At 61.3% G+C, this 6,581-nt stretch carries 5 protein-coding genes; 1 reads left to right on the top strand and 4 read right to left on the bottom strand.

Annotated elements, in window-relative coordinates; translation table 11 throughout:
- Positions 1–102 precede the first annotated feature (102 nt).
- Positions 103–735 (bottom strand): flavin reductase family protein, encoded by a 633-nt coding sequence (locus WBB95_RS01800; protein ID WP_424486023.1) that lies wholly within the window; start codon positions 733–735, stop codon positions 103–105.
- Between the two features lie 194 nt (positions 736–929).
- Here WBB95_RS01800 and WBB95_RS01805 point away from each other — a divergent pair, with 194 nt between their 5' ends.
- The gene (locus WBB95_RS01805; RefSeq protein ID WP_424486024.1) at positions 930–1,685 is read left to right on the top strand and encodes a hypothetical protein; all 756 of its coding nucleotides are present in this window, start codon (positions 930–932) and stop codon (positions 1,683–1,685) included.
- Positions 1,686–1,834: 149 nt separating this feature from the next.
- Here the strand turns inward: WBB95_RS01805 and WBB95_RS01810 are convergent, their stop codons facing one another.
- From WBB95_RS01810 to WBB95_RS01820, 3 genes are all read right to left on the bottom strand, one after another.
- Complete coding sequence (locus tag WBB95_RS01810) at positions 1,835–3,154, bottom strand: MFS transporter (RefSeq protein WP_424486025.1); 1,320 nt, start codon at positions 3,152–3,154, stop codon at positions 1,835–1,837.
- A 211-nt stretch (positions 3,155–3,365) separates the two neighbouring features.
- On the bottom strand, positions 3,366–4,691 hold the full coding sequence (locus WBB95_RS01815) for a sigma-54-dependent transcriptional regulator (RefSeq protein ID WP_424486026.1): 1,326 nt from the start codon (positions 4,689–4,691) through the stop codon (positions 3,366–3,368).
- On the bottom strand, positions 4,685–6,451 hold the full coding sequence (locus tag WBB95_RS01820) for an ATP-binding protein (RefSeq protein ID WP_424486027.1): 1,767 nt from the start codon (positions 6,449–6,451) through the stop codon (positions 4,685–4,687). The genes WBB95_RS01815 and WBB95_RS01820 overlap by 7 nt, the downstream gene beginning before the upstream one ends.
- Positions 6,452–6,581 lie beyond the last annotated feature (130 nt).

A 6,581-nucleotide genomic window follows, 5' to 3' on the forward strand; every position in this document is an offset into this window, starting at 1 on the left:
GGAGCGGGCTTGCTCGCGAATGCGGTCCACCAGTTAGCAAATACTTAACTGGCACACCGCATTCGCGAGCAAGCCCGCTCCCACATTTTTATTGCCTTCCAATCAGCGTTGAGTGGCGCCAGGGCGATACATCTTGAACAGCGCTTCCGGCCCCAACTGGAAGTAGTCCGCCGGGCCCCCGCCACGCAAGATCGGCTCGGCCGCCGCAGTGTCGTAAATGCCATCCTTGAGCAACCACTTGGCAATGTGCACCGCGACGACTTCGCCGAGTACCAGCCAGCTCGGCACCAATTGCTTGTCGGCGCGCTGCAGCTGAATGATCTGCGTCACCTTGCACTCGAATGACACCGGGCTTTCGCCCACCCGTGGCACGCCGACGATTTTCGAGGCCACCGGCGTCAGGCCGGACAATTCGAATTCGTTCACCTCGGGCGATACCGCCGCGCAACTCTGGTTCATCTGCTCGGCCAGCGGGCGGGTGGCCAGGTTCCACACAAACTCGCCGGTCTGCTCGATGTTGTTCAGGCTGTCTTTGCGCCCGACGCTGGAAAACCCAATGATCGGCGGAATGTAATTGAACGCATTAAAGAAGCTGTAGGGCGCAAGGTTCAGGCGGCCTTCGCTGTCGTGGGAAGAAATCCAGCCAATGGGCCGGGGGCCGACGATGGCATTGAAGGGGTCATGGGGCAGGCCGTGGCCGTTGGCGGGTTCGTAGAAATGGATATCGTCAGACATGGCCGGGGTTCCTGCTGCGGGGTTCTGGGAGGCAGCCATAGTGCAATCCATGACGGCGAATTTCCATCCGCCGTATGGAATTTTCATTGATTGCGCACCTATTTTTCACAGCGTTCCGGTCAGTCTGCGCGCCAGGTCGACACCCCCTCTAAGTCGGCCCCTTTGAAACACTGCGCTTCGGAGCCTTCTGCACCATGAACAAACTTCCTCAGACCACCCTGGCGTTCTGGGTCATGAAAATCTGCGCAACCACCCTCGGCGAAACCGCCGGGGACTTGCTGTCGATGACCCTGAATGTCGGCTACGCCATCAGCTCGATGATCCTGATCAGCGTGTTTCTCGTCACCCTGGTGACGCAACTCTGGTCGAAAACCTACAACCCGGTGCTGTACTGGATCGTGATTTTGTCGACCAGCACGGCGGGCACCACCATGTCTGATTTTATGGACCGCACCCTGGGCCTCGGGTACGCCACCGGCTCGATGATCCTGATCGCGATCCTGATGATCATCTTCGCGTTGTGGCACGTCAGCGGTGATTCGCTGAACGTGAACAAGGTGCAGACCTTGCGGGGCGAGCTGTTTTACTGGATGGCGATTCTGTTCTCGAACACCTTGGGCACCGCATTGGGTGACTTCCTGGCGGACGACTCCGGGCTGGGTTTTGCCGGCGGCGCGTTGCTGATCGGCTCGGCGATCGCAGTGGTGGTAGCGCTTAAATACTTCACCCAAATTTCGTCGGTGTTGCTGTTTTGGGTGGCGTTCGTACTGACGCGGCCGTTTGGCGCGACCTTGGGCGACTTCCTGACCAAGCCCCATGAAAAGGGCGGGCTGGATTTCGGCACCATTGGCTCATCGGCAGTGTTGGCGGGCGTGCTGGTGGTGATGATTGCCGGGGCGTCATATGCGCAGCGCCGGTATGGGAGAAGGGAGGTGGCAGAGCTGTCCTGATTCCATAATGTGGGAGCGGGCTTGTGTGGGAGCCGGGCTTGCCCGCGATGCAGGCACCCCGGTTTATCAGGCAGACCGAGGTGATGCTATCGCAGGCATGCCAGCTCCCACACAAGCCCGCTCCCACAGGTTTTTACTGCATCCAGCCTTTAGTCCGTGGTGATCCGCGAATGTTTGCGCGTGTCTTTCATGGTCACGTAAACCACCAGCGACACCGCAATGCACGCGGTCACATACCAGTAGTAGCCGGTCTCCATGCCAATGTTCTTGAACCACAGTGCGATGACTTCAGCGGTACCGCCGAAGATCGACACGGTCAGCGCATACGGCAGGCCCACGCCCAGTGCACGAATTTCGGTCGGGAACAGTTCAGCCTTCACCACCGCGTTGATCGAGGTATAGCCACTGACGATGATCAGCGCCGCCATGATCAGGAAGAACGCGCCCCACCAGCTTTGGATGGTGTGCAGGGTGGTGAGGATCGGCACGGTGAACAGGGTGCCAAGGATGCCGAAGGCGATCAGGATCGGTCGACGGCCGACTTTATCCGAGAGCCCGCCGACCAGGGGTTGCAGGCACATGAACAGAAACAGCGTCGCGGCCGAAATGGTCGTGGAGTCGGAAATGCTCATGCCGACGGTGTTCACCAGGTACTTCTGCATGTAGGTGGTGTAGGTGTAGAACGCCAGGGTGCCGCCCATGGTCAGGCCGACCACGGTCATCACTTCCTTGGGGTGGCGCATCAAGGTGCGCATGGCGCTTTCCTTGGCTTTTTCCTTTTTGGTGAACGACTCGGTTTCTTCCATGCCACGACGCAGGAACAGCGCGACCACGGCACACAGGGCGCCGATGGCGAACGGGATGCGCCAGCCCCAGGCATACAGCTGCTCGGTGGTCAGCACTTGTTGCAGCACGATCAACACCGCCAGTGCGATGAGCTGGCCGGAAATCAGGGTCACATACTGGAAGCTGGAGTAGAAACCGCGACGTTCCTTGGTCGCCATTTCACTCAGGTAAGTGGCCGACGTGCCGTACTCGCCACCCACCGACAGGCCCTGCAGCAAACGGGCGAACACCAGCAGGATCGGGGCGCCGATGCCGATGGTGTCGTAACCCGGGGTCAGCGCGATCAGCAGCGAGCCGAAGCACATCAGCAGCACCGAGGCCATCAACGCGGCCTTGCGGCCTTTGTAGTCGGCGTACAAACCCATCAACCAACCGCCGATCGGGCGCATCAGGAAGCCGACCGCGAAGATCGCAGCAGTGTTCATCAATTGAGCGGTAGAAGAACCGGCGGGGAAAAAGGCTTTGGCGAAGTACAGCGAGAAGGCGGCGTAGACGTACCAGTCGTACCACTCGACCATGTTGCCGACCGAACCGCTGAAGATCGATTTGATCCGGCTGGACGTGGTGCGTTCTTTCGCCGGCGCAGCTGCCGACCCCAGAGGCAGGGTGTTGGAGTTATCCATTGAAGGATCCTTCATCTAGTTGTTTTTATGGAGCAGCGCGAGCGCAGCCTGGTTCGGGCTATAGCAGGAGCTGTGCCAGGTCGATGAAGGCCCGGTCTAGAAGGGTTTGGGGTTTTTTTTGAGCGGAAAGTCGCTGATGAATTGCGGGCCATGAGCGGAAAACCGCCTACGCAGATCGTTCCCACGCTCTGCATGGGAACAATCGGTTCGGTTACAGAAACGTATCCCGCACCAACCCATGACGCTGCATCTTTTCATTCAAGGTGCGACGCGGCAGTTGCAGTTCAGCCAGCACCGCCCTGATGTCGCCCTTGTGCCGAGCCAATGCGGCTTTCAGGCAGTGGGCTTCGAACGCTTCCTGTTGCGCCGCCAGGGATTGCCCGGCCTCGACGCCGTCCGGCTCCGGTTCGCCCAAGCCCAGCACTTGGCGTTCGGCGACGTTGGCCAATTCGCGCACATTGCCCGGCCAGTCGTGACTGAGCAGGCGCCCCAGTTGCGGGCCGCTCAAGGGCTCTGCGTGGCGGCCCAGGCGTTCGGCGGCGCTGTGGGCAAAGTGTTCAAACAGCAGCGGAATGTCTTCGCGACGCTCACGCAGGGGCGGCAAACGCAGTTGCGCGACGTTCAGGCGGTACGCCAGGTCTTCGCGAAAGCGCCCGGCACGTGCTTCTTCCAACAGGTCAGGCTTGGTCGCGGCGATGATGCGCAAATCCACGTGAATACTTTGGTTGGAGCCCAACCGCTCCAGCTTCTGCTCCTGTAACACCCGCAGCAGTTTCACCTGCTGGGCCAGGGGCATGCTTTCGATTTCATCGAGGAACAATGTGCCGCCGTGGGCATATTCCAGCTTGCCGATGCGTTTGCCCTGCGCGCCGGTAAACGCGCCACTTTCATGCCCGAACAACTCGGCTTCAAACAGCTGCTCGGGGATTGCCGCGCAATTGAGCGCCACAAACGGCTTCTTCGCCCGTGGCCCGAAATCATGCAGACAGCGCGCAACCAACTCCTTGCCGCTGCCGGTTTCGCCACGGATCAGCACATTGACAGGCAACGTCGCCAGGTCCAGCACCTGGCGCCGCAGGTTCTGCATGCCACGGGACACGCCGAGCAGGCTGGATTCGAGCTGTGCCCGGTGGTCGGCCTGTTGATGCAGGCGACGGTTTTCCAGGATCAGGCCGCGCTTGTCCAAGGCCCGACGCAGGCTGTTAAGCAGCGCGTCCGGGCTGAAGGGTTTTTCCAGAAAGTCGTAGGCACCGTCGCGCATGGCCTCCACCGCCATTGGCACGTCGCCGTGGCCGGTGAGCAATATCACTGGCAAGTCGGCATCACGGCGTTGCACTTCGGCCAGCAACTCCAGGCCGCTGAGCCCGGGCATGCGCACATCGCTCAAAATCACCCCGGGGAAATCCTTGGGCAACGTCGCCAGGCATTCTTCAGCGCGGCTGAACACCTGCACCTCAAAGCCTGACAGGCTCAGCCACTGCTCGACGGCTGTGCGAATGCTGGCTTCGTCATCAACCACAATCACCGCGTTCAACATAGGTCGGGCGTCTCCAGCGCGATAGGCAACGTCAGGGTAAAGACCGCGCCGTCGCCACGGTTGCTGGCGAGCAAGCGCCCGCCCAGCTCATGCACGATGGCGTAGGACACCGCCAGCCCGAGGCCGAGCCCGTCACCCACGGGTTTTGTCGTAAAGAACGGGTCGAACACATTGTTCAAGTGTTCTTCGGCAATCCCGCCGCCACTGTCGCTGACGGTCAACTGCCACAACTGCTGATCCGCGTGCAGACGAATTTCCAGGCGTTTGCGCGGTTTGTCGGCCATGGCGTCGAGGGCGTTGCGCAGCAGGTTGATCAACACTTGTTCCAAGCGGATCGCATCGCCACGTACCCAGGCGGGGCGGCTCAGGTCCAGCACCACGCCGATGGCTTCATCGCGCAGGCGTGCGTCGAGCAGGTGCAAGGACTGGTCGACCACAGTGGCCAAATCCAGGCGTTCGCGCAGGCCGCTGGGGCTCTTGCGCGCAAACGTCTTGAGGTGGCCGGTGAGCGCGGCCATGCGCGTGAGCATGTCGTCCAACGGCGTGAGCGCCTGGTAAGCGTCGTCTACGCGGCCGTGGTCCAGCAGCAGGCGCAAGGTCGCCAACTGCATGCGCTGGGCGGTCAGCGGCTGGTTGATTTCATGGGCGAGGGCGGCGGACATCTGCCCCAACGCCGCCAGCTTGGCGGATTGCACCAAACCGTCCTGGGCCGTGCGCAGGGCTTGGGTGCGTTCTTCCACCAATTGTTCCAGCTCTTCGCGGCTGCGCTGGCGCAAGCGGGCCAGGCGCCAGCGTTGGGTCAGGAACAACAGCAGAAACACCAGCGCCAGCCAGGAGCCGGCGGCGGCAAGGCCGGCGTTGCGTTGGTCTTCAAAGGCGAACTGCGGTTTGCGCAATAAATGCAGGGTCCAGCCTTCGGCCTTTAGCGGCAGCGATTCCCAGATGTAATTGGCGCTGCCGTCGGGGCCGTTGACACGCATCAGGTGGCTGTTGTCGCCGAAGCGCTGCAGCGCGTGGGTTTCCAAAGGCTGCAACTGCTTTTTGTCGTACTGCCGCGTGGCCTTGAGCTCGGCGTGGTCGCTGTCAGACAGCGGGCGCAACGCGCGATAACGCCAGCCCGGCTGGTTGGCGATAAACACGATGCCGCGCGCATCACTCACCAGCAACAGGTCATTACCCTGCGCCCACTCGCGTTCAAGCTCGGGGAATTCCAGCTTCACCACCATCGCGCCGAGGAACTGTTCATGTTCATCGACCACGGCGCTGGAGAGGAAGTAACCGGGAATGCCGGTCGTCACGCCTACTGCGTAAAAACGCCCGGTGCCCTGGCTTAGCGTCTGGCTGAAATACGGCCGGAACGCGTAGTTGTGCCCCACGTAACTGCTCGGCAGGTTCCAGTTGCTCGCGGCCACGGCCACGCCGGTACGGTCCATCAGCTCCAGGGTGGAGGATTGCGCGGCGCCGTTGATGCGTTCCAGCTTGCGGTTGAGCACATCCTGCGTCGTGGCATCCACGGGGTTTTTCAAGGCGCTGATCATTTCCGAGTCCAGCGCCAGCACGGCGGGCAGGGCGCGGTAGCGTTCGATCAGGGTGTGCAGCGAGTTGCCATATAGCGTGAGCTGCTGATTGGCGCGAGCGGCGTCATCCACCAGGGCTTGGCGTTCGGCATGGCGCGTGGCCAAGGCGGCGGCCAGCACCGCGCCGGCGATGATCAACAGGGAGTAGAAGGTCAGGCGCAGGGGGCGAGGGATCACGATCATACGGTGATGAACAGGCACAGTGAGGGGAGAGCACCATAGCATGCACAACGTTGATGTTGTGGTGACCAGGCTTGTGTGGGAGCTGGCTTGCCTGCGATACAGGCGCCTCGGTTTTCAATGAGCCCTAGGT

This window comes from Pseudomonas sp., assembly GCF_049645325.1.
Taxonomy (GTDB): Bacteria; Pseudomonadota; Gammaproteobacteria; order Pseudomonadales; family Pseudomonadaceae; genus Aquipseudomonas.